Source organism: Brucella sp. H1_1004, assembly GCF_047308065.1.
In the GTDB taxonomy this organism is placed as follows: Bacteria; Pseudomonadota; Alphaproteobacteria; order Rhizobiales; family Rhizobiaceae; genus Brucella; species Brucella pseudogrignonensis_B.
This window is the reverse complement of the sequence record NZ_JAYKZA010000002.1, coordinates 842,249-863,672: the sequence shown is the minus strand read 5'-3', so window position 1 is coordinate 863,672 and position 21,424 is coordinate 842,249. Positions and strand designations below refer to the sequence as shown.

Below are 21,424 nucleotides of genomic sequence, written 5' to 3'. Positions count from 1 at the left end.
TCTCACGCCGTCTTGCTGGTCGGATTTGCAACAGAAAGCCGCTCTACGGCTGCTTCAATACGCGTCAGTGCTTCACGCGCTTCTTCCGGTGTTGTCACCAGCGGCGGCAGGATACGCACAACATTGTCGCCAGCGCCGACGCTGAGCAGATGCTCATCCCGCAGAGCCTGAATAAGGGTGACGTTTGGCACAACGCATTTGATGCCCATCAACAGACCGCGACCGCGCACTTCCGAAATAACATTTGGATAGCGATCAATAATCGAGGCAAGGCCCTGCTTCATGGTGAGAGCAGTTTCCTGAACGCTTTCAAGGAAGCCATCAGCCAGCACAACATCAAGCACAGCATTGCCAACAGCCATAGCAAGCGGATTGCCGCCATAGGTCGTGCCATGCACACCTGCGGTCATGCCCTTCGCAGCTTCAGCCGTCGCAAGACAGGCGCCCATTGGGAAGCCGCCGCCGATGCCCTTGGCGACTGCCATGATGTCTGGCGTAATACCCGACCATTCATGCGCAAACAATTTGCCGGTACGGCCAACGCCGGTCTGCACTTCATCAAGGATCAGAAGCAGGCCGTTGTCATCGCAGATCTTACGCAGAAGACGCATAAATTCTTCCGGGAAGCCGCGCAGACCGCCCTCGCCCTGCACAGGCTCAAGCAGAATTGCAGCCGTTTCTTCGGTGATTGCAGCACGCAGCGCTGCTTCATCACCGAAAGGAACCTGATCGAAACCATCGACCTTAGGGCCGAAGCCTTCAAGATACTTGGCCTGACCGCCTGCGGCGATCGTAGCCAGCGTACGGCCGTGGAACGCACCTTCAAAAGTGATGACGCGGAAACGTTCAGGGTTACCGTTGACATAATGATAACGGCGCGCGGTCTTGATCGCGCATTCAAGCGCTTCTGCACCGGAATTGGTGAAGAAGACTTTGTCGGCAAAAGTCGCGTCGACCAGACGCTGGCCCAGCTTTTCCTGACCCGGAACTTCATAAAGGTTCGACAGGTGCCAGAGCTTGTCAGCCTGATCTTTCAATGTATTGACGAGATGCGGATGTGAATGGCCGAGCGAATTGACCGCAATGCCTGCCGCAAAATCGAGATAACGCTCGCCGCTTTCGGTAATCAGCCAGATGCCCTCACCTCGCTCGAAGCGCAAAGCCGCACGATTGTAAGTGTCGTAAAGCGGTTGCACAGTCGTAACGTTGGTCATTGCAGTCAGGCCTCCATTAGCCTTTTTATTGCAGCGCCTCCGACAAAGCCGGTCAGGCAGCGTTTCCCATATTTTAAACGCGCATCTTATCTGAAAACCGCTTCGCACTTTTCAGGATGCACTACTCTGCGGAAATAAAAAACCGCCCTCAAGGCGGTATTATTTAATCCCGCGCGTATATTGGCGCTCGCAAAAAAAATGTCAATCAAAGCAAGCCCGGATAATCAAGCATCTTTATGCATGAGGTGATGCTGGAAACACGCCTTATATATATTGCCAGTTATAAGATGGCACCTATGCGGCCGAAGGGGTGGCATTTTGCGGAGCGGGGCGATATAGAGACGCCAGAAGTTCTCCCTGACGGGGCGCACCTCTGAAAACCTGCTGCAAAAAACGCGCAAGTGACTCAGAAAAACCGTCTTTAGCACCCAAGTTGGGGAAAACCATAGAAATGGAATCCGCCTGACAAGGCTATCCCTTGTCATGGCGTCGTTCAATAATGTAGTTTATTTTTAAAGTAAAAAAACCACATTTTGTACGGCGGACCTAGTCACCCGGATAGATATAGTGTTTGCACCTGGAGCAATCCGGGGGCGCTGGTGGATTCCGGATAACGAAGATTGATTGGAGCCCAGGGCGATGAACTGGACAGATGAGCGCGTCGAACTGCTTAAGAAGCTATGGAATGATGGCTTGAGTGCGAGCCAGATCGCAGCGCAGCTTGGCGGCGTCAGCCGCAACGCAGTGATCGGCAAAGTGCACCGTCTGAAATTGTCAGGTCGTGGCAAAACAACGACCGCTGCTCCGCGCAGCAAAAAAGTGAATACCGTTGCGGCAACCCCACGCCCAACGGCTACAGCAACAACCAGTAGCAGCAATGGTGCTAGCCGCCCACAAGCGACTACGACTATTCGCACTGCAACCGTAACCCAGACTGTCGGCGCGACCGCACTTCAGATGGAATATGTTGAAGATGCTGTGACCGAGCGCGTTGTTCGCCCGGCATCTGATGTTGTGGTTCCAATCTCGCGCAAGCTGACATTGTTGCAGTTGAGCGAACGCACCTGCAAATGGCCAATCGGCGATCCGCTCAATGAAGACTTCCACTTCTGCGGCAGTGAATCCGGCGAATCCAGCCCCTATTGCGGCTACCATTCGAAGCTGGCATTCCAGCCAACGGCAGAACGTCGCCGCGCACGCTGATCGATTTCGATAGCGTTTAAATCCAAACCCCGGCAGCGCCTTCGCTCCGGGGTTTTTCTTTGCGTGTCAGACTGTGACTGGTTTATGCGCGTTTTGGCAAACGCACCACAAACGTTGACCCTTCGCCAAGCTGCGAGCGCACGACCAGACGTCCACGATGACGGGCGAGAATGTGCTTCACGATAGCCAGACCGAGGCCTGTACCCTTTTGAGCGCGGCTCGTCTCAACATCAATACGATAGAAACGTTCTGTCAAACGCGGCAGATGTTCAGGTGCAATGCCCGGCCCGAAATCCTGCACCGAGACCACAATTTCTGATCCACCTTGTGACACTTCCTCATTCAGACTCACAATGATACGTTTGCCGCCCTGCCCATATTTACAGGCATTTTCAACCAGATTCTGGAAAACCTGAATAAGCTCGTCGCGTGTGCCGGTGACGTTTAATGGATGATCTGGCAGATGGCGCTCAATGACCACATCGAGACTTTCTGCAAGCGGGCTTAGTGTATCAGCCACATGATTGACGACCGCTGTCATATCCACGCATTCGGTCACAGCCAGATGTGCGCGCATTTCAAGTCGGGACAGCGACAGAAGGTCATCGATCAAACGCGACATACGCTCGGCTTGCTTCTGCATAATGCCAAGGAAACGCTCGCGTGCGCCCGCATCATTACGCGCCGGACCTTGCAGCGTTTCAATAAATCCAAGCAACGACGCCAGCGGCGTGCGCAATTCATGGCTTGCATTGGCGATAAAGTCCGAGCGCATACGATCAATGCGGCGCGTTTCACTCTGATCGCGAAACAGCAGGACAAACAATTCTGGCTTGCCATCGGCTCCACGAAGCGCCTTCACCATGGCTTTATACCAGCGGTCAATTGGCACCCGCTCGAAATAATCGATGCTGCGTGGCTCGCCATCGGTGATCACACCCTGAATAAGCGCATGCATCTCCGGCGCGCGGAAACGCAAATAAAGCCCGGTGTCCTTTTCAAGCGACTGAAATGCATCGCGCGCCGATGCATTGGCAAAGAGTACGGTTGCACGATGATCAAAGACGATCATCGGATCCGTCAGCAGGTCTGCCAGACGCTCGCCGGTCACATGGTCCATCCCGCTGATCGCGCGAACGCTTTGCGGCTTTTGCACGATGACATCATCGTTTGTGGCACTCGCAACCCAGATCGCACCAACGACGATCAGCAGCAACAGCACAATGCGGAACCACAATGGGAGATCCAGCACCATCACGCAGATGATCACAACAAGGCTTGCAATCAGCACACCTTTAACCCGGAGAAGCGGCGCGAAAAAAGATTCATCCGCATTTGAAACGGGTGCATCTTGATTGTTGTTTTCACTCATTCTGACTTCTCTCAGTTATATTACGCGCGCTTTGCGATGACGACGCAGATGCACCAAAAATCAGCATTGCGTCCTTTACGTCCATCACAGTCAGCCCATATCATGTAAACAAAAGGGATGAGCATGTTTGAAACATGCTTTTGTCTATATAGCAAAGGAGCTTGCGGTGGGTGACAGTTCAAAGACAGCTAACAAAAAGAATGCCGATAAGGGCGAAACAAAACCCATCAAGCTGAAAATTAATGGCAAAACGCAGAAGTTCGACATCAATGATCCGAAACTTCCGGATTGGATTGAGGACAATGCGCTGCAATCCGGTGGCTATCCTTATCCCGATAAAATGAAGGTCAAGGATTACGAGGAAACGCTGGAACGGCTGCAAATTGAGCTGGTGAAGCTGCAATACTGGCTGCAGGAGGCTGGCGGTCGCGTCATCAGTGTTTTTGAAGGACGCGATGCGGCTGGTAAGGGTGGAACGATTTTTACCCTTCGTGAGTTCATGAACCCACGTACCGCGCGCAATGTTGCGTTGCCAAAGCCGACCGAAACGGAGCGCGGGCAATGGTATTTTCAGCGCTATGTCCAGCATTTTCCGACCTCTGGAGAGTTCGTCACCTTCGACCGCTCCTGGTATAACCGTGCAGGCGTTGAGCGCGTGATGCAGTTCTGCACACCAGAACAGCTTGAGACATTCCTGACAGAAACCCCGGACTTCGAACGTATGGTGGTGACAGAGGGCATTCACCTGTTCAAGTTCTGGCTTGATATTGGTCAGGAAATGCAGCTCAAGCGCTTTCACGAACGCCGCCACAGCCCGCTTAAAAGCTGGAAATTTTCACCGATGGACGTAGCAGGCATCTCGCGCTGGGACGATTATTCAGCTGCACTCCATACAATGCTTGAACGCACGGACACGGGCTACGCGCCATGGACGATTATCCGCTCCAATGACAAACGACGCGCCAGACTGGCAGCAATCCGGCGCGTCCTTTTGACGTTGCCCTATACGGGTCGTGACCTCGAAGCCATTGGCCCGGAAGATCAGTCCATTATCGGTCGTGGCGCTGAGTTCCTAGCTTCCAAAACGCCCATCGCCACCTCATCAAGCGAATAGAATTTACTCGGCTGGTGTGGCGTCTTCTCCCAAAGGTGAGGCTTAAACACCAGCTGCCACAGGGCGCGCCACGCTGAGATCGAAATCAGCACCCAATAGGCGGGTATCGCACATATATAGGCATACCCGCCCAGTTCTGTGGGCTCCATTGTCTTGGAGCCAAGCACATAGAAGCTGAAATAGGCAAGCAAGATATTGAGTAAATCGATGCGCAACAGCCATATGTTCTCATTGCTCAATGGACCAAAAATCATGGCTCCGACGAGGACTGCAACTGTCATCAGCATAAACGGGTGCAAAAGCGCAGAACCGATGATGCCGAGTGTATAAATCTGGTTGACGACGAAACGCCACCATCCCAGCTCCGTCCACGTTGTATAGGGGTTGCGCCCATGCACAAGCCATGTCTGCATCCAGCCTTTGATCCAACGTGTGCGCTGCTTATGCCAGATGGAGTAGTCTTCCGGCGCATCTTCCACGGTGCCACGTGTAATCACATCAATGCCATAACCAAACCGGGCCAGCCGCATTCCAAGATCAGCATCTTCGGTCACGTTATAAGCGTCCCATGCACCAACCTCATCAAGGCAGGATCGCCGAAAATGGTTGGACGTACCGCCCAACGGAATGACCAATCCTTGTGAGGCAAGCCATGGCAGAAGCCCTCGAAACAACGTGGCATATTCAAACGCAAACATACGTGTGAGCAGGTTCTGCCGAAAGTTTCCGATAATCAATGGCGCTTGCACACAGGCAAGCGTTTTGCCGCCGCGTTGAAAGGCCTGCCACGCCTCTAGCAACTGATCCGGGTGCGGACGATCTTCCGCATCAAACACTGCTACGATTTCCCCACGCGCAAATTGCAATGCGTAATTGAGCGCTTTGGGTTTTGTCCGCGGCCCGCCGGAAGACACCAGAACCAGTTCATAATTGGATGGCAATATTCTTCCGCGAATTTCAGCAATTGTATCAAAGTCATCCTTTTCGCAGACCAATTTGATGTCCAGCTTGCTGCGCGGCCAATTAAGCCTCTCCAAGGAGGCGATCAACTGGCCAACAACGGCCTGCTCCCGATAAAGCGGCACCATGACCGAATAGACCGGCAGATCACGTTTGCTAAACGGCATAATTTGCGGAAAATTTAACCGACGACTGGAAACGGCAGCAAACAAGCGGATAAGGACACAACCAAGGAAAAACAACGTCAGACAAACATGCAAAACCAACAGTGTGAGCGTCGGCCAGTTGACGATACCGGCAACAAACGCATAAAGCCCCAAAGCGATGATGAAAGCCTGCGGTGTTTCAAGCACACGTGCTGACGAGAACAATTGCGGTGTCATCGCGTGAGCGCGGTTTATGAGATCTTTCTGATGGCGCTGACGCAGGATTTCCTTAATCCGCGACGGTGTGCAAATTCTGATCCTGGCCTTCAGCTCCGGTGATTGCAGTATATGATCGCGCAAGCGAACAATCTGCTTTTCCGATGGCGCAATATAGAGATAAGATATCCCATCGCGCCCCAGCGCCATAATTTGCGCAGCATCCGAGAATATTTTAGCTGTCTCTTCTCCTGTCACGAAGACACGCGAGACAGCAATATTGTCAACAAATGGCAATTCCAGAAATTCGGCAATTGCCGAATAAAGCAGTTCGTCAGACACACCACAATGATGTGGAAGCTCCTCACAAAAACCAGTTCCATTGTTCACGGCTGCTTCATAAGCCTGCCTTAAGCAATCACGCGGCACACCGCGTCGCTCCAATCTGGCAGATATGGCTGTGCATATCTCCAGATCGAACGCATTCGATCCCTCACTCATAGTACCCCCGCACTACTAATGGATGATATATATCTAAAATGTAATTCTTTTATATTAGGGTATATTTTTAAATATCATTCTTTATTTACGATATACCCAACAAATGAAACTCTATTCGATATTTTATAAAATAGAAACAGGAATCTTTACTTAGTAAATTCGACGTAGCGGATACTGCGTCTCAGCAAATGCTTATCCATCTCAGTTTGCGCTATTAACCCGAAATTATAGCCTGACATCCTACAATGCCGCTATGAAACGGCACTTATTAAGCATCTTGGTTGCAGCTTTATCGCTCGCAGGCTTATCACCTGCTGGCTCACAGAGCCTTCCGAAGGCGCCAGATTTTTTCAATCATAAGGAAAGACTTGCATTGCCATCTCTGCAAGGCTTGAGCCGGCTGCGCTTCGTCACAACGCTCGACTTTCCGCCCTTCAATGCATTGAACGACGCAGGACAATTATCGGGATATAATATTGATCTGGCGAAGGCACTTTGCACGCAGATGGGACTAACCTACATTTGTCAAATCAAAGCAGTTCCTTGGCAAGAGCTAACAGCTCAACTCGAAAACGGTGAAGCCGACGCGATCATTGCGGGATTGAAGATAAATGCGGACCATCGCGAAAAGATGCTCTTCACCCGCCCCTATTTGCGCCTGCCAGCGCGTTTTGTAACGCTGAAAGCACGTATATTTGCGCAACCCGCAGCAAAGGCTGTCAATGGAATGCACGTGGGCGTTATCGGCTCAACTGCGCACGAACAACTGCTTAAAGCTTACTTCCCCACTGCAATTGCAAAGCCTTTTCCAGACCGCAAAACTCTTTTAGAAGCGCTGGAAAAAGATGAAGTTCAGGCTGTGTTTGACGATGGAATGGCCCTGTCGTTCTGGCTCGAAAGCGAGGAAGCCAATAATTGCTGCTCGTTCACTGACGGGCCATATCTAGCGCCGCAATTTCTCGGCCAAGGAATGAGCATAGCTGTTGCACCGAAAGATGCGGCTCTGGCCAGCGCATTTAATAATGCACTTCAATCACTGCAACGGCAGGGCAAGCTTACGGAGCTTTATCTGCGCTATTTTCCAAATAGCTTCTACTAGAGCATTTCCAGTTTTCATTGAACCATTAGAAATGCTCTATCTCTTCGTTTATTAAGCGCATCTTGTTCCGAAAACCGTTTAACACTTTTCGGGATGCGCTCTAATGGGCCTTAGGGAATATTTTCAAAAGACCCGCACAGCATCAGGCCGACCATTAATCATGCACGTGGCGTCGTCACAGCGACAATTATTTTGTGCCATTTTGTCGCATCTATGTGCGCGACCTCATCTGAATTTTCAGTGATTATTGAAAATACCGATTATTCGATACTTACAGTACATAAGTAAAATTATTTGAAATCAAAATATTGAACGGAGATTTTTTGATTTTTACGGGGCTATCAAGCACTTAATTCCATAAATTCCGTGTCGCTTTTATCATATTTTCCCAATAAATCCAGATATTTATTTGCACTTGCAGATTCTTTATTTTGATCGATAATAAAAATCAGGGATAAGGAGGAATAATTCATGTACCAGGGCATCAGTACTCATTGGCACAAGGCTCCTGCGCAGACACAGCGTTCGCCACACGAAGCAACTTATGTATTCTTCGGGATTTTTCTGGCTTGCCTGACAGTTCCTGCGGCGATCATCCTTTGGGCAATTGCGCAAAGCATCATGACGCATTTCTGAGGTTAATTCGAAGGCGTGAAGCTTTTGCTGTTTGCACTCTGTTTTATATAAGCCGCGTGAAGATCATCACACGGCTTCGAGATTGATTATAACCACATTTACCGGATCGGGTAACGGATAAGGCATCAAAGAGGGTTCTTCCGACGAAACGTCAATTATCCATTTTTCGCCAACCACGTTGCTTTCAAGATAATCCTAACTGATCGCTCTGTCTTTTAGCTGATCGAACGCGATGACGATGAGGGTTTTGAGCCTCGATGATCGTTATTGAATGTCACGCGCGACGTATAGGATACTAAAGGAATTGTGTTGGGCATACTGATTGCGATGCCTTGGATTTTGAAATTTGCCTTTCTAGATAGCTTTCAATAACGAAAAAGCCCCGCTGCACGAGCGGGGCTTTTTATCGTTCTGGTGTTTCCCGATGGTAAGCTGAGTGGCCCACCGGGACAATTTTTAATGGGTTGGGCCGCTTCCCTCACCCGGCGCAGCGGGTGCAGGCGCTACAGCGGTATCGTCAGGACGCTTTTTAGGCGGCTTACGGGCGATAAGACTGTAGAACATCGGGATGAAGAAGGTTGCGATAAAGGTCGCAGCCAACATACCGCCGATCACGCCCGTACCAATCGAGTGACGGCTTGCCGAACCTGCACCGGAGCTGATTGCCAGCGGAACCACGCCAAGAATGAACGCAAGCGACGTCATCACAATCGGACGGAAGCGCAGGCGTGCAGCCTCGGCCGCAGCCTCGATGGCCGATTTCCCCTCTTCGCGTTGCAACACAGCAAATTCCACGATCAGGATCGCATTCTTTGCCGCAAGACCTATCAGCGTGACCAGACCAATCTGGAAGTACACGTCATTGGTCAGACCACGCAGATCAGTTGCCAGAAGCGCACCGAAGATAGCGAAGGGCACTGCTGTGATAACCGCGAGTGGCAGGCTCCAGCGCTCATACTGGGCAGCCAGGATCAGGAACACCATGATCAGACCAAAGATCATAGCCTGCGTGCCGCTGCCGCTTGTCGAGACTTCCTGATAGGCGGAACCCGTCCACGCAATCTGGAAGCCCTGAGGGAGAACTTCGGCAGCAACCGCCTGCATCGCCTTGATCGCATCACCCGATGTGTAACCCGGCGCCGGATTCCCTGTAACCTTGGCCGCGTTGAATGCATTGAAGCGCTCAAGTTGATCCGGACCGACGATACGCTTCACCGTTACCAAAGCGCTCAGCGGAATCATGCTGCCTGAATCGGCACGCACAAACACATGCTTGAGATCGCTTGGGTCACGACGGAATTCGGCTTCCGACTGCAGGTTGACCTGATAGTTCCGGCCATAGAGCGTGAAGTCGTTGACATAAACGCTGCCGAAAGTCGCCTGCATGGCGGTGAAGACCGAATTAATCGGAACACCCATCGCCTTTGCCTTCTGACGATCAAGCTGAATGTCATATTGGGGTACATTCGGATCGAACGTCGTACGGACACCGGTGAGTTCAGGGCGCTTGTTGGCGGCTTCCACCAGAAGGTTCGTCGCATCGGTCAGCGACTGTACGCCACCGCCGGTACGGTCCTGCACATAAAGTTCAAAACCGCCGGTCGTGCTGAGCCCCAGAATTGGCGGCGGGTTGAAGGCCAGCACCAGACCATCCTGAATGCCCGCATTCATGCCCATGATTGTACCGGGAAGATTGCGCGCATCGAGGTCAGGCGTCGTGCGTTCTTTCCAGTCCTTGAGCATGATGAACATCGTGCCCGCGCTGGTTTTCAGACCACCTGAAAGCAGGTCGAAGCCAGCGACTTCAAAGACACTTTCAATTGCGGGATGCTTGCGGATATTTTCACTCGCTTCATGCAGAACCGCACTTGTGCGTTCCAGCGATGCAGCTGGCGGCAGGATAGCGACGCTGAACAGGAAGCCCTGATCTTCATCGGGCAGCAGCGAGCCCGGCACCTTCTCAAAGAGATAATATGTACCGCCCAGGATGCCTGCAAAAATCAGCAGACCGATTGCAGCGCGTTTGAGGAAGAAACGCACGCCAGCGGTATATCCTTTCGTCACCCGGTCAAAAAAGCGGTTGAAGATGCGGAACGGCAACATCGGTTCATGATGACCGGGCTTGAGGATCAGCGCGCAGAGGGCGGGCGTCAGCGTCAAAGCCACGACACCGGAAATCGTCACCGAAATCGCAATCGTAACAGCGAACTGCTTATACATTTCACCGACCAGACCGCCCATGAAGGCGACCGGAATAAACACGGCGCAAAGCACAAGAACAATCGCGATAACCGGGCCTGTCACTTCGCTCATTGCCTTGATGGCAGCTTCGCGCGGCGGCAGTTTTTCGGTCGTCATGATACGCTCGACGTTTTCCAGCACCACGATGGCGTCATCGACCACGATACCAATCGCCAGAACCAGACCGAACAGTGTCAGCAGGTTGATGGAGAAGCCAAGCACATACATGCCCGCAAATGTACCAATGATCGAGATCGGAACCGCGATCACAGGAATAAGCGTCGCACGCCAGTTTTGAAGGAAGATGAAAACCACCAGAACAACGAGGATAATTGCCTCGATGAAAGTATGGATCACTTCTTCCACCGAGACCTTGATGAACTTGGTGGTGTCGAAAGGAATGGAATAGTCAATGCCTTCGGGGAAGCTGGTCTTCAGCTCTGCCATACGGCTCTGGATAAGTTCCATCGTGTTGAGCGCATTTGCGCCCGGCTGAAGATAGATCGCAATCGGAACAGCAGGCGTACCATTGAGCACACTGTCAACAAGATAGCTTTCCGTGCCGAGTTCCACACGCGCAACGTCTTTCAGTAGAAGCGTTGCCGCGTTCTTGTCGGAACGAAGGATGATGTTTTCAAAGGCGCTCGCATCTGGCAGGCGACCCTGTGTGGTCGCCGTATAGGTGAATGGGCCTGCCTGCGGATCAGGCTGATCGCCAAAACGGCCTGCCGCGAATTGCGCATTTTGTTCCTGAATTGCCGTCTGCACATCTGATGGTGTCAGATTATACTGTGCCAGTTTGTCCGGGCGCAGCCAGATACGCATCGAATATTCAATGTTGCCAAGAAGCTGAACATCACCAACGCCGGGAAGACGCTTGAGATCGTCAATGACGTTCAGAAGTGCATAGTTACCAACATAGGTGCGGTCGTAACGGTCCGAGGTCGAGAACATCGCCACCATGCCGAGAATGGTGCTGGAACGCTTATCGACGGTGACGCCGAGACGCTGCACTTCCTGCGGCAGAGACGATGTTGCACGCTGAACGCGATTGTTGACGTTGATCGTTGCCTGATCCGGGTCGGTACCCAGAGCAAAAGTCACTGTCAGCTGCATGGTGCCGCTGCCGAGGCTCGAGGACTGCATATAAAGCATGTTCTCGACACCGTTGATCTGCTGCTCAAGAGGCGCCGCAACGGTTTGTGTTACGGTTTCGGCACTCGCGCCCGGATAGGTGGCGCTGACGACAACCTGCGGCGGCGTCAGCTCGGGATACTGCGCGACAGGCAGAATCCGCATAGCGATGAGGCCTGCCAGCACGATGATGATGGAAATGACCGCGGCAAAGACCGGACGATCGACGAAGAACCTGTTCATTGCTTGTCTGCCGCCTGTTCTTTACCAGCTTCTGCGCCCGCTTCGGTTGCAGCCTTCGGCTCAACGGGCTGGACTGTCTTGCCCGGAGCCGCCTTGATCACACCTTCGGTGATGATGCGGTCGCCGGGCTGCAAGCCCTCGCTAACCAGCCAGTCATCCGTGAGTTCACGTGCGATCTTGATCGGACGCACTTCCGCAACATTGTCCTTGTTGACCACATAAACGAACTGACCCTGCGGGCTCTGCATCAGAGCTGCTTTCGGAACCAGAATTGCATTGTCAATCGTGACACCCAGAATGGCTGCGCGGACGAACTGGCCCGGGATCAGCCGCTGATCCGGGTTGTCAACAACCGCACGCGCGCCCAGCGTTCCGGTTTCAGTGTCGAGCGAAGAAGACGTGAAGTCGATAACGCCTTCCTTGTCATAGGCCTGACCATCGCCGAACAGGATCTTGATCCGCAAACGATCAGCATCCTGTCCGGTGGCACCACGCGCTTCCCGCAGCTTGCGGATTTCCGCAGCTTCGGAGTCGGTGAAAGAAAAATTCACGTAAACCGGATTGATCTGGGTGATCGATGTCAACAAGCTCGATGAAGCATCGGTGCCGATAAGGCTGCCTTCGGAAACCTGCTCGAGACTGGTGATGCCGCTGATCGGCGCCGTTACTTTGGTATAGCTCAGATTGAGTTCTGCCGTGCGCAATTGTGCTTTGGCAGCTGCAACCGCCGCCTTGTTCAAATCACGTGTCGCCAAAGCCGTGTCGCGGACGGCTGTGCTCTGCACCTTCTGCTGCACAAGCTGTTCAGCGCGTTCCGCATCGCGGATCGATTGCTGGTAAGTGGCTTCAGCCTGCGCAACCTGCGCCTGGGCGCGAGCAACTTCGGCTTCATAAGGTGCTGGATCAATCTCGAACAGCAAATCGCCAGCTTTGACTTCCGTGCCTTCTACGAAATTACGGTGCAGAAGAATGCCGCCAACACGCGCGCGCACCTGAACATCGCGGAAGGCGCTGACACGCGCTGCATATTCATACGGCACTTCCACATTCTCAGCTTTAATCTCAGTGACCGTCACTGGTGGCGGCGGCGGCGTGCCCCCTCCGGGAGCCTGCGCAAGGGCAGATTGCCCAGTAAGAATGAAAAATGCGGCACTCGCCGCAAAAATCCGAATGGAACTGGTCATGGTCATAGTGGGAGCTGCCCTTGATGTCGCACGGTGCGGCCGAATAAACATACACGAATGTTTGTAAATACGAGTTACCGTGTTATAGTCAATCACCTAATGTTACGTATCACGAATGAGTTACCCTGTTTGTGAACGAAAAATCCATTTTATCCTGACCTTTGGCTCACGATGGGAATGCTAAGAGAACCGGAATGCGAAGGACGAAGGCTGAGGCCGCAGAAACACGCGATGCTATTTTAGCTGCTGCTGAACAGGTATTTCTTAATCACGGACTGACCCAATCGACTCTGATGCAGATCGCGTGCCAGGCAGGCGTAACCCGTGGTGCAATCTATTTCCATTTTCAAGATAAACTTGACATATTTCAAGCAATTCTGAACCGCACATGCTTCCCGCATGAAGAAATTATGCGCCATGCTGCGGAGTGTGACCACCCTAACCCGCTTTATGTTCTTGAGCAATCAATCATAACTGCGCTGGAGCATTTTATAACCAATGAGCGGCAGCAGAATGTTTTTACAATTATTCATCAGCGCTGCGAATATGTTGGTGAAATAGCACCCGTTGTCGATCATCTTCGCGAAGCACGCGGCAATGTGTTGTCACTTTTTTCCGGTCTGCTTGACGTTGCTGAACGTCGCGACGAACTTTCCAAAGAATGGACAGCTGTTTCGGCTGCGCAAATTTTGCTTGCAGTTCTGGGCGGCTTGCTGAACGAATGGCTTCGCAGCGAGCGGGATTTTGACCTTGTCGGAGACGGCGGAAAAGCGATCAAAACGCTCATTCAGTCTATGCGCCGGGCTTCTGACATCTGACGGATACGCGCCTCCCAAGTTCATCCCTTAGGCAGTTAAGACACCAGCCTCACCTGTATATCTTGCCAGAATAGGCTACCCCCTTGAAATTTTAATTTACGCTTACGTCAATGTAACTCTTGCGATTAAGACGAAAGTCGACCACATTCTGGATTGAGGAGTGCCTGACCTGCATTGAGGTCAGGCCGCATTGGGAGAAGGGTGGCGGCTTGCTGCTCGCATATGAGACGGAGCGATCCGGGGAGAAGGCATGGCAAAAAAAGCAACCGAAGCACAACCCGCGTCAAGCAAGGCAAGCCAAACAACGCCTGCGCGAGACAAGGTCTGGCTGAAATCTTATCCGAAAAGCGTTCCACACGACATCGATCTGAGTAAAACGACTTCTATTGGCGACATGATTTCCAATGCATGCCGCCAGTTTGCCGACAAACCGGCTTTCACCTGTATGGGCAAAGATCTTTCTTACAAAGACCTTGATGAGAACTCGCGCGCACTCGCTGCATGGCTGCAATCACGCGGACTGGTCAAAGGTGATCGCGTTGCAATTATGATGCCGAACATTCTGCAATATCCGGTGGCAATTGCCGCAATTCTGCGTGCAGGCTTCGTGGTTGTGAATGTTAACCCGCTCTACACACCGCGCGAGTTGCAGCACCAATTGAATGATTCAGGCGCGCAGGCGCTCATCGTGCTCGAAAACTTTGCCTCGACTGTGCAGAAGTCTCTCGCCTCCATTCATGTCCCGAACATCATTGTCGCGTCAATGGGCGACATGCATGGTTTGAAAGGCCACATCATCAATCTTGTGGTGCGCAAGGTGAAGAAGCTGGTGCCGGAATGGACTATTCCCGGTCATGTGCGCTTTAAAGATGCGCTGGCGCAAGGTCGTGGAAAATCATTCAATCCTGTGCCAGTTGACAGTTCAGATCTCGCTTTTCTGCAATATACCGGCGGCACGACAGGCGTCTCCAAAGGGGCCATGTTGAGCCACAGGAATATTCTGGCCAATGTCGAGCAAATGCAGCTCTGGATGGATGTCGCCTTCCAGAACAAAGGCAAACCGAAGGAACTCAACTTCGTCTGCGCCCTGCCGCTGTATCATATCTTCGCGCTTACCGTGAATGCGATGATCGGCCTGAAACTAGGCGCTCGCAATATTCTTATCCCGAACCCGCGCGACATTCCAGCCTTTACAAAAGAGCTGCAGAAATATCCATTCCACATTTTCCCGGGCCTCAACACGCTGTTCAACGCCCTTATGAACAACGAAGATTTCAAGGCACTGAATTTCAAGCCGCTGGTGCTGACGCTTGGCGGGGGCATGGCCGTGCAGCGACCGATCGCGGAACGCTGGCAGGAAATGACGGGTTGCCACATCACCGAAGGCTATGGTCTATCTGAAACATCGCCTGTTGCCTCTGCCAATCCTCTCGATGCGACCGAGTTCAGCGGCACAATCGGGCTCCCCATGCCCTCAACGGAATTTACCATCCGTGATGATGACGGCAAGGATCTGCCGTTGGGTGAAGTTGGTGAAATCTGCGTGCGCGGCCCGCAGGTGATGATGGGCTATTGGAATCGTCCTGATGAAACCGAACGCGCGATCATGACCGACGGTTTCTTCCGCACCGGCGATATGGGCTTCATGGATGAAAACGGCTTCACCAAGATTGTCGACCGGAAAAAGGATATGATCCTTGTTTCTGGCTTCAACGTCTACCCGAATGAAATTGAGGAAGTGGCTGCAGAGCATCCGGGCATTGTGGAATCGGCAGCGGTCGGGGTTCCCAATGAACATTCCGGCGAAGTGGTGAAGCTCTATGTCGTGCGCCGTGATCCGAACCTCACGGAAGAGGACGTCAAGTCCTTCTGTGCGCAGCGTCTCACCAACTACAAGCGCCCGCGTGAAGTGGAATTCCGCGATGCCTTGCCGAAGACCAATGTCGGCAAGATTTTGCGGCGCGAATTGCGCGATTAACAATAAGTGCAGCCCTCTTCATCTGAGGGCTGCTTCGCCTCATTTAAACAACGCAGGCAAGTCTGCAACGGAATTCAGCACCACATCGGCGTGTGGTTCCAGCGCCTCGCGGGGGCTGTTGCCGGACAGAACACCAATGCCAAGACCAGCTTTCGCAGCCTGTGCTGTTTCGAGATCATGCAAATTATCGCCGACCATGGCGATTGCCGCCGGTTCGAGGCCAACTTTTTTCGCAAAATAAAGCAACGGATCCGCAAAAGGCTTCGGGCGTGCCGCTGTGTCATAGCCAATTACCACATCGAAAAAATGATCGATGCCCAATGCCTTGGCGGTCGCATGTGCGCCTGCTTCGGAATCATTGGTGGCAATGCCAAGGACAAAACCCATATCGCGCAGGGTTTCCAGAGTTTCCCGCAAGCCCTCAATTGCCACGGCGGAACGGGCGCCTTCGGCAACCGTATAACTATCAAATTCGGCTATTTTGGCTTTGAAGCCCGCCTCATCAATATCCGGGTGCCAAAGCTGTACGATGTCTTCAACCGTTCCGGCGGCGATCACCGAATTGGCGCGAAACCGCTTCTCCTGCCAGTCATACCCGCCCGCATCAAGAAGCGAACGTGCATAATGCTCATCGCCGTTGGCAGTCCGCTGTGCAAGGTTCCACGACACGGCAAACCATGTGCGGTCGAAATCAATCAAAGTGCCATCCTTGTCGAAAAGGATGGCACGGATCGCTTTTAGTTTCTCGGGAGCAGGCAATGCGATCATGCTTCGAGCGCGCCGGAACGCTTTTTGACTGCCGATGGCTTGGCGCCAAGCAGTTTCAGCAGATCATCACCACGACGGACATAACGCAGTGTGCGGCGGGTGAGAATACGGCCTGCCTGTGGTGCGGTCAGTGTGATGTCGCCTTCCGGCTCACCCGGACGCGTCACGACGGTCACAAGCTTTGCGCCCGCTTCCACCACATCGCCGGGAGCGACATGATAAAGCACCATACCACCTTCGGGAGCGCGCAGCATTTCTACATTTTCGAGTGGCGTGATGAGGCCCTTATAATCGAGATCAAGCTTCACACTGTCATCGCGGATAACGCCGCGATGAACGAGGAACTTATAAAGACCTTCCGCGTCACCCTTGCCCATGTCGGCATAGACATCGCTCAACCCCCGGAATTCAACGGTTGTCACAGCGCGGCGCTTCATATTGCGCTTGTCAGCAGGCAATTGCAGAACCGGATGCGCGCAGGCTTCCTCGAAAGCGGCGTCCGCTGTCGTATCCCAGGCGAGGATCGCGGTCGAGCCAAGCGCCACGGCCAGGTCCTTCATGTCGTCCACAAATTCCTTGGCGATATAGACGTAGTTTTCGCTCTCATCATCGCAATGAAGATCGAGCACAATGTCATTGGCAAGAGCCATCTTCAAAAGCGTGGCTTTCAAGCGTTGTGCAAGCGCAACAGGTGCATCCGGGCCGGGGAGTTCAGACGTATCGAAATCCGGCAGAAGCGGGAAAGCGCGGTTGAAATTGACCGCCGAGAAGAACTCAAAACGACCAAGATGCTGATGTGCCTGCCACTGGTTCGAGCCAATCGGATTGGCCTGTGGGATCACGGTAATATTGCCGAGAATGCGACCTTCTTCGGATGCTTTTTTCAGCATCGGAACGAGAAAATGCAACGCAGCTTGTCCCGGCAGCTCACCGCCATGCAGTGACGATTGCAGATAAGCGGTTGGCGCATCGCTGTCTTTGCCTGCAAAACGCAGCACACGCAGTTCAATGGCGTTACCCGGTACATCGCCGGCAAACTCGATAATCTCGGTCTTCATTTCCGTTCCCATTTTCATTCAGCACTTCATACCTAGACGAAAAAAAAGCCGGGTGTGAAACCCGGCTTTATCCTTATCCACCTGTTTGTAATATCAGGCTTTGCGGCGTGCATGCAAATGCGCAACGAGACCGACTGTCGAAGCATCTTTGCCTTCAGCAGATTCTGCACCCGAAACAACCGGCAGAAGCTCGGTTGCGAGTTCCTTGCCAAGCTCCACGCCCCACTGGTCAAACGCGTTGATGCCGAAAATCTGCGCTTCAACGAACACGCGATGTTCGTAAAGAGCGATCAGGCGGCCGAATGCAAATGGGTCTAGCTTGTCATGAACCAGCGTCAGCGAGGGGCGATTGCCCGAGAACACGCGATGCGGCGCAATGCGCTCAACTTCTGCGTCGGGCAGGTTTTTGGCCTTCAACTGCGCGCGGGCTTCTTCGAGCGTGCGCCCTTTCATCAGCGCTTCCGACTGCGCAAGGCAGTTGGCGAGCAGCATTTCATGCTGATGATCGAGGTGCTTTTCATGGCCCTTCGCCGCAACGATGAATTCGAGCGGAATGGTATCCGTGCCCTGATGCAAAAGCTGGAAGAAAGCGTGCTGGCCATTGGTGCCCGGTTCGCCCCAGACAACCGGACCGGTTGGGCCGGAAACCGGCTTGCCGTCAATGGTCACGCTCTTGCCGTTTGATTCCATATCGAGCTGCTGGAGATAAGCAGGGACACGCGCCAGACGCTGATCATACGGAATGACCGCACGGCTCGAATAATCGCAGATTGCGCGGTGCCAGTAGCCAATAAGACCGAGCCAGATTGGCAGGTTCTTTTCCAGCGGCGCATCGCGGAAATGCACATCCATCGAATGCGCGCCCGCAAGGAACTTGCGGAAATTATCCGCACCGATAGCAATCATCACTGGCAGACCAATCGCCGACCAGACCGAATAGCGACCCCCGACCCAATCCCAGAAACCAAAGACGCGTTCTTCGCCAATGCCAAATGCTGCAACCTTATCAAGGGCCGTTGAAACGGCAGCAAAATGTGCGCCAACGGCATCTTCGCCCAGCGCATCGGCAACCCACTTGCGCGCCGTCTGCGCGTTGGTCATGGTCTCGATGGTGGTGAAGGTCTTCGACGCTACAATGATGAGCGTCTTTGCCGGATCAAGCACGTTGAGCGTATCGGCAATGTGTGCGCCATCAATGTTCGACACATAATGCGCGCGTGGGCCATCATGGTAAGGCGAAAGCGCGATCGTTGCCATCACCGGACCAAGATCGGAACCGCCGATACCGATATTGACGATGTCGGTGATCTTCTTGCCTGTCGCACCCGTGATCGCGCCCGAACGGATGCCATCGGAGAAGGCAGCCATACGGTCGAGCACTTCCTTCACGTCCGGCAGGACGTTGTGGCCGTCGACCAGCACTTCTTTTGAGGTAGTATCGCGAAGGGCCACATGCAGGACTGCGCGATCTTCGGTGTTGTTGATGTGTTCGCCTGCAAACATGGCCGCACGGCGGCCTTCAACATCAGCCGCCTTTGCAAGCTCTGTCAGAAGCGCAACCGTCTCGTCGTTGATCCGGGCTTTCGACCAGTCAAACAGAAGATCGTCAAGCGATAGCGAATAACGCTCAAAACGGCCCGGATCGGCTTTGAATGCCGCACGCATGTCTTTTGGTGCTGCTTCCGCCCAATGCTTCTTCAGCTTTGCGACCGTTGCTTCCAGCTTCGCCGCGTCTCTTGCCATGATGGTACTCCAGTCAATCAAATCGATTTAATTGCGGATAAGTAAGCATTTTATTCAAGAATTGCATCCGTTAAATTACAGAAATTTTCCATTTTGATGCGGTTCCCTATATGCATATGCATCAATTTAGGTTGATCAGGAGTTTAGTCAAAGCATGGACCTCGTCGGAGAAGAGAGAATCAGCGCACCCCGACAGGCCGTCTGGGATGCCTTGAATGACATTGAGACGTTGAAAAGCTGCATTCCTGGCTGCGAAGATTTGGAACGAATCTCAGACACGGAAATCCGTGCAGCACTCAAAGTCAGCCTCGGCGTGATCAAGGTCCGTTTCCACGGGATGCTTGAGCTCTCCAATATGAACCCGCCCGCGTCTTATACGATATCGGGGCGTGGCGAAGGCTCGATTGCCGGCTTTGCGCATGGTGATACGGATGTGACACTGACGGAAGATGCTCAAGACACGATCCTGAGCTACGTGATCCGTGGCGATGCCGGTGGCAAGATCGCACAACTTGGGTCGAAACTGCTCGGTTCGGTCGCACGCAAGATTGCGGATCGCTTCTTTGCCAATATCGGTGCTGCAGCGGCGCAAAAAGCGGCGGATAATGCCGCTGCAAAAACGGCATAATTTCATTCCACGATGGTATGAGAATAGATGGGAAAGCGTTTTTGCTTTTCGTCCTTATGAGATAGTCGATAATCCAGCAGCATGATGAAGGCCTATCGGCATGAAACCCAGAGACACAGCGACCTATATTTTCCTAGCCATTGCATGGGGACTATCGTTCCTCGTGGTGCTGCGCGTGGTCGAAGCCTTTGGCTGGGTTGGTGCGGTTGCATTCCGCTCCTTCATTGCCGCAGGAACTCTTTTTGCGATTGCAAAACTATCCGGGCGCAAGCTTGATTTTCACGCGGGCTGGAAGCCATTTGCGATCGTGGGGGCGACAACCGTGGCAGGCCAGTTGATCGGCCTTTCCTACGGCACACCGCTGATTGGCACGGCGATGGCTGCGATCTGCGTTGCATCGATTCCGCTTTTCTCGATGGTTATCAGCCAGCTATGGGGCCTTGAACGCATCACCTCTCGCGGCTTGATCGGCCTGTTGCTCGGTGTCACCGGCATCGTGCTGCTGGTTGGCTTCCCGGCCGTGGCCGTAACGCCTGAATTTATCATGGGCTGTATTGCCGTGATGTTTTCATGCTTTTCGGCAGCCTTCGGCAGCAATTATGCAAGCCGCCGTCTGTCCACAACCGGCTCGTGGGAAACCACAATCGGCGCATTCGTCTTTGGCGGCATTCTGACGCTGCCACTGATTTTCGCCATTCCGGTACCGACAACACCGGGACTGGTTGATGTTGTCTATCTGCTTGTTTCGGCCTGCGTTATGAGCGCCCTCACCTATGTGCTTTATTTCAGACTGGTCGGAAATGTCGGACCAACAAAGGCCATCAGCGTCGAATTTGCAGTGACCGTGATTGCGGTTCTGGTCGGTGCGGTTTTCTTGAAAGAACAGCTCTCCATTATCCAGTTTGTCGGAGCGGCCGTCATCATTGCTGGCTGTGCGCTGGTGCTCAGCTCACGCCCATCGCTGCCAAAGGAAGCGGAAGCTTTCCCGAGTGCTGAGACCGACGAAACATCTGACAGCACTATTATCAAATCAGAGACCATTTGATTTTCAAACGCCAACGCGTTTCAAAGGCCCGTGCTTTCAAAGCCGGGCCTTTCGCTATTTCTGGTATCTAAAAGTCATAAATTGACCAGATGATAAAAAATTTGACCTTCTGTGAAAATCTGT

At 52.9% G+C, this 21,424-nt stretch carries 16 protein-coding genes; 8 read left to right on the top strand and 8 right to left on the bottom strand.

Going from position 1 to position 21,424, the window contains the following annotated elements; translation table 11 throughout:
• Positions 1-2 precede the first annotated feature (2 nt).
• The gene (locus U2P60_RS11330; protein ID WP_413572701.1) at positions 3-1,214 is read right to left on the bottom strand and encodes an aspartate aminotransferase family protein; all 1,212 of its coding nucleotides are present in this window, start codon (positions 1,212-1,214) and stop codon (positions 3-5) included.
• A 639-nt stretch (positions 1,215-1,853) separates the two neighbouring features.
• On the opposite strand from U2P60_RS11330, the gene U2P60_RS11325 reads away from it, so the two are divergent.
• Positions 1,854-2,417: a GcrA family cell cycle regulator gene (locus U2P60_RS11325; RefSeq protein WP_250040037.1), complete on the top strand. Its 564-nt coding sequence runs from the start codon at positions 1,854-1,856 to the stop codon at positions 2,415-2,417.
• Positions 2,418-2,499: 82 nt separating this feature from the next.
• Here the strand turns inward: U2P60_RS11325 and U2P60_RS11320 are convergent, their stop codons facing one another.
• Positions 2,500-3,789 carry an ATP-binding protein gene (locus U2P60_RS11320; RefSeq protein WP_413572699.1) on the bottom strand — a complete coding sequence of 430 codons (1,290 nt, stop codon included), beginning with the start codon at positions 3,787-3,789 and terminating at the stop codon, positions 2,500-2,502.
• Positions 3,790-3,955: 166 nt separating this feature from the next.
• Here U2P60_RS11320 and ppk2 point away from each other — a divergent pair, with 166 nt between their 5' ends.
• Entirely contained in the window at positions 3,956-4,903 is a 948-nt protein-coding gene (gene ppk2 / locus U2P60_RS11315) for a polyphosphate kinase 2 (RefSeq protein WP_313827920.1), read from the top strand.
• Here ppk2 and U2P60_RS11310 read toward each other — a convergent pair.
• Complete coding sequence (locus U2P60_RS11310) at positions 4,831-6,726, bottom strand: glycosyltransferase (protein ID WP_413572697.1); 1,896 nt, start codon at positions 6,724-6,726, stop codon at positions 4,831-4,833. The genes ppk2 and U2P60_RS11310 overlap by 73 nt on opposite strands.
• Before the next feature lie 253 nt (positions 6,727-6,979).
• Here U2P60_RS11310 and U2P60_RS11305 point away from each other — a divergent pair, with 253 nt between their 5' ends.
• Positions 6,980-7,825 carry a transporter substrate-binding domain-containing protein gene (locus U2P60_RS11305; RefSeq protein ID WP_413572695.1) on the top strand — a complete coding sequence of 282 codons (846 nt, stop codon included), beginning with the start codon at positions 6,980-6,982 and terminating at the stop codon, positions 7,823-7,825.
• 471 nt (positions 7,826-8,296) lie between these two features.
• Positions 8,297-8,461, top strand: coding sequence for a hypothetical protein (locus U2P60_RS11300; protein ID WP_313827915.1), 165 nt, complete (start codon positions 8,297-8,299; stop codon positions 8,459-8,461).
• A gap of 456 nt (positions 8,462-8,917) precedes the next feature.
• Here U2P60_RS11300 and U2P60_RS11295 read toward each other — a convergent pair whose 3' ends face one another.
• Both U2P60_RS11295 and U2P60_RS11290 read right to left on the bottom strand, forming a co-directional pair.
• Positions 8,918-12,079: an efflux RND transporter permease subunit gene (locus U2P60_RS11295; protein ID WP_413572693.1), complete on the bottom strand. Its 3,162-nt coding sequence runs from the start codon at positions 12,077-12,079 to the stop codon at positions 8,918-8,920.
• The gene (locus U2P60_RS11290; protein WP_413572691.1) at positions 12,076-13,269 is read right to left on the bottom strand and encodes an efflux RND transporter periplasmic adaptor subunit; all 1,194 of its coding nucleotides are present in this window, start codon (positions 13,267-13,269) and stop codon (positions 12,076-12,078) included. Before U2P60_RS11290 ends, U2P60_RS11295 begins: the two co-directional genes overlap by 4 nt.
• 188 nt (positions 13,270-13,457) lie before the next feature.
• Between U2P60_RS11290 and U2P60_RS11285 the strand changes: the two genes are divergently transcribed.
• Both U2P60_RS11285 and U2P60_RS11280 read left to right on the top strand, forming a co-directional pair.
• On the top strand, positions 13,458-14,081 hold the full coding sequence (locus U2P60_RS11285) for a TetR family transcriptional regulator (protein ID WP_313827911.1): 624 nt from the start codon (positions 13,458-13,460) through the stop codon (positions 14,079-14,081).
• Between the two features lie 250 nt (positions 14,082-14,331).
• On the top strand, positions 14,332-16,059 hold the full coding sequence (locus U2P60_RS11280) for a long-chain fatty acid--CoA ligase (protein WP_413572689.1): 1,728 nt from the start codon (positions 14,332-14,334) through the stop codon (positions 16,057-16,059).
• 39 nt (positions 16,060-16,098) lie between these two features.
• Here U2P60_RS11280 and U2P60_RS11275 read toward each other — a convergent pair whose 3' ends face one another.
• The 3 genes from U2P60_RS11275 to pgi all read right to left on the bottom strand — a co-directional run bounded on the left by U2P60_RS11275 (position 16,099) and on the right by pgi (position 19,628).
• Positions 16,099-16,827, bottom strand: coding sequence for an HAD family hydrolase (locus tag U2P60_RS11275; protein ID WP_413572688.1), 729 nt, complete (start codon positions 16,825-16,827; stop codon positions 16,099-16,101).
• The gene (locus U2P60_RS11270; RefSeq protein ID WP_413572686.1) at positions 16,824-17,885 is read right to left on the bottom strand and encodes a succinylglutamate desuccinylase/aspartoacylase family protein; all 1,062 of its coding nucleotides are present in this window, start codon (positions 17,883-17,885) and stop codon (positions 16,824-16,826) included. Before U2P60_RS11270 ends, U2P60_RS11275 begins: the two co-directional genes overlap by 4 nt.
• A gap of 93 nt (positions 17,886-17,978) precedes the next feature.
• Positions 17,979-19,628 (bottom strand): glucose-6-phosphate isomerase, encoded by a 1,650-nt coding sequence (gene pgi, locus U2P60_RS11265; protein ID WP_413572684.1) that lies wholly within the window; start codon positions 19,626-19,628, stop codon positions 17,979-17,981.
• Positions 19,629-19,782: 154 nt separating this feature from the next.
• Between pgi and U2P60_RS11260 the strand changes: the two genes are divergently transcribed.
• Together U2P60_RS11260 and U2P60_RS11255 are read left to right on the top strand one after the other, a co-directional pair.
• Complete coding sequence (locus U2P60_RS11260) at positions 19,783-20,256, top strand: CoxG family protein (protein WP_413572683.1); 474 nt, start codon at positions 19,783-19,785, stop codon at positions 20,254-20,256.
• Between the two features lie 100 nt (positions 20,257-20,356).
• The gene (locus U2P60_RS11255; protein WP_413572682.1) at positions 20,357-21,301 is read left to right on the top strand and encodes a DMT family transporter; all 945 of its coding nucleotides are present in this window, start codon (positions 20,357-20,359) and stop codon (positions 21,299-21,301) included.
• The last annotated feature ends 123 nt before the right edge of the window (positions 21,302-21,424 follow it).

Excerpts from the sequence above, each read along its gene's own strand:
- U2P60_RS11290 (WP_413572691.1), bottom strand. The coding sequence starts at position 13,269 with ATGACCATGACCAGTTCCATTCGGATTTTTGCGGCGAGTGCCGCATTT.
- U2P60_RS11300 (WP_313827915.1), top strand. The coding sequence starts at position 8,297 with ATGTACCAGGGCATCAGTACTCATTGGCACAAGGCTCCTGCGCAGACA.
- U2P60_RS11280 (WP_413572689.1), top strand. The coding sequence starts at position 14,332 with ATGGCAAAAAAAGCAACCGAAGCACAACCCGCGTCAAGCAAGGCAAGC.
- U2P60_RS11295 (WP_413572693.1), bottom strand. The coding sequence starts at position 12,079 with ATGAACAGGTTCTTCGTCGATCGTCCGGTCTTTGCCGCGGTCATTTCC.
- pgi (WP_413572684.1), bottom strand. The coding sequence starts at position 19,628 with ATGGCAAGAGACGCGGCGAAGCTGGAAGCAACGGTCGCAAAGCTGAAG.
- U2P60_RS11330 (WP_413572701.1), bottom strand. The coding sequence starts at position 1,214 with ATGACCAACGTTACGACTGTGCAACCGCTTTACGACACTTACAATCGT.
- U2P60_RS11305 (WP_413572695.1), top strand. The coding sequence starts at position 6,980 with ATGAAACGGCACTTATTAAGCATCTTGGTTGCAGCTTTATCGCTCGCA.
- U2P60_RS11260 (WP_413572683.1), top strand. The coding sequence starts at position 19,783 with ATGGACCTCGTCGGAGAAGAGAGAATCAGCGCACCCCGACAGGCCGTC.
- U2P60_RS11275 (WP_413572688.1), bottom strand. The coding sequence starts at position 16,827 with ATGATCGCATTGCCTGCTCCCGAGAAACTAAAAGCGATCCGTGCCATC.
- U2P60_RS11270 (WP_413572686.1), bottom strand. The coding sequence starts at position 17,885 with ATGAAGACCGAGATTATCGAGTTTGCCGGCGATGTACCGGGTAACGCC.
- U2P60_RS11255 (WP_413572682.1), top strand. The coding sequence starts at position 20,357 with ATGAAACCCAGAGACACAGCGACCTATATTTTCCTAGCCATTGCATGG.
- U2P60_RS11325 (WP_250040037.1), top strand. The coding sequence starts at position 1,854 with ATGAACTGGACAGATGAGCGCGTCGAACTGCTTAAGAAGCTATGGAAT.
- U2P60_RS11320 (WP_413572699.1), bottom strand. The coding sequence starts at position 3,789 with ATGAGTGAAAACAACAATCAAGATGCACCCGTTTCAAATGCGGATGAA.
- U2P60_RS11310 (WP_413572697.1), bottom strand. The coding sequence starts at position 6,726 with ATGAGTGAGGGATCGAATGCGTTCGATCTGGAGATATGCACAGCCATA.
- U2P60_RS11285 (WP_313827911.1), top strand. The coding sequence starts at position 13,458 with ATGCGAAGGACGAAGGCTGAGGCCGCAGAAACACGCGATGCTATTTTA.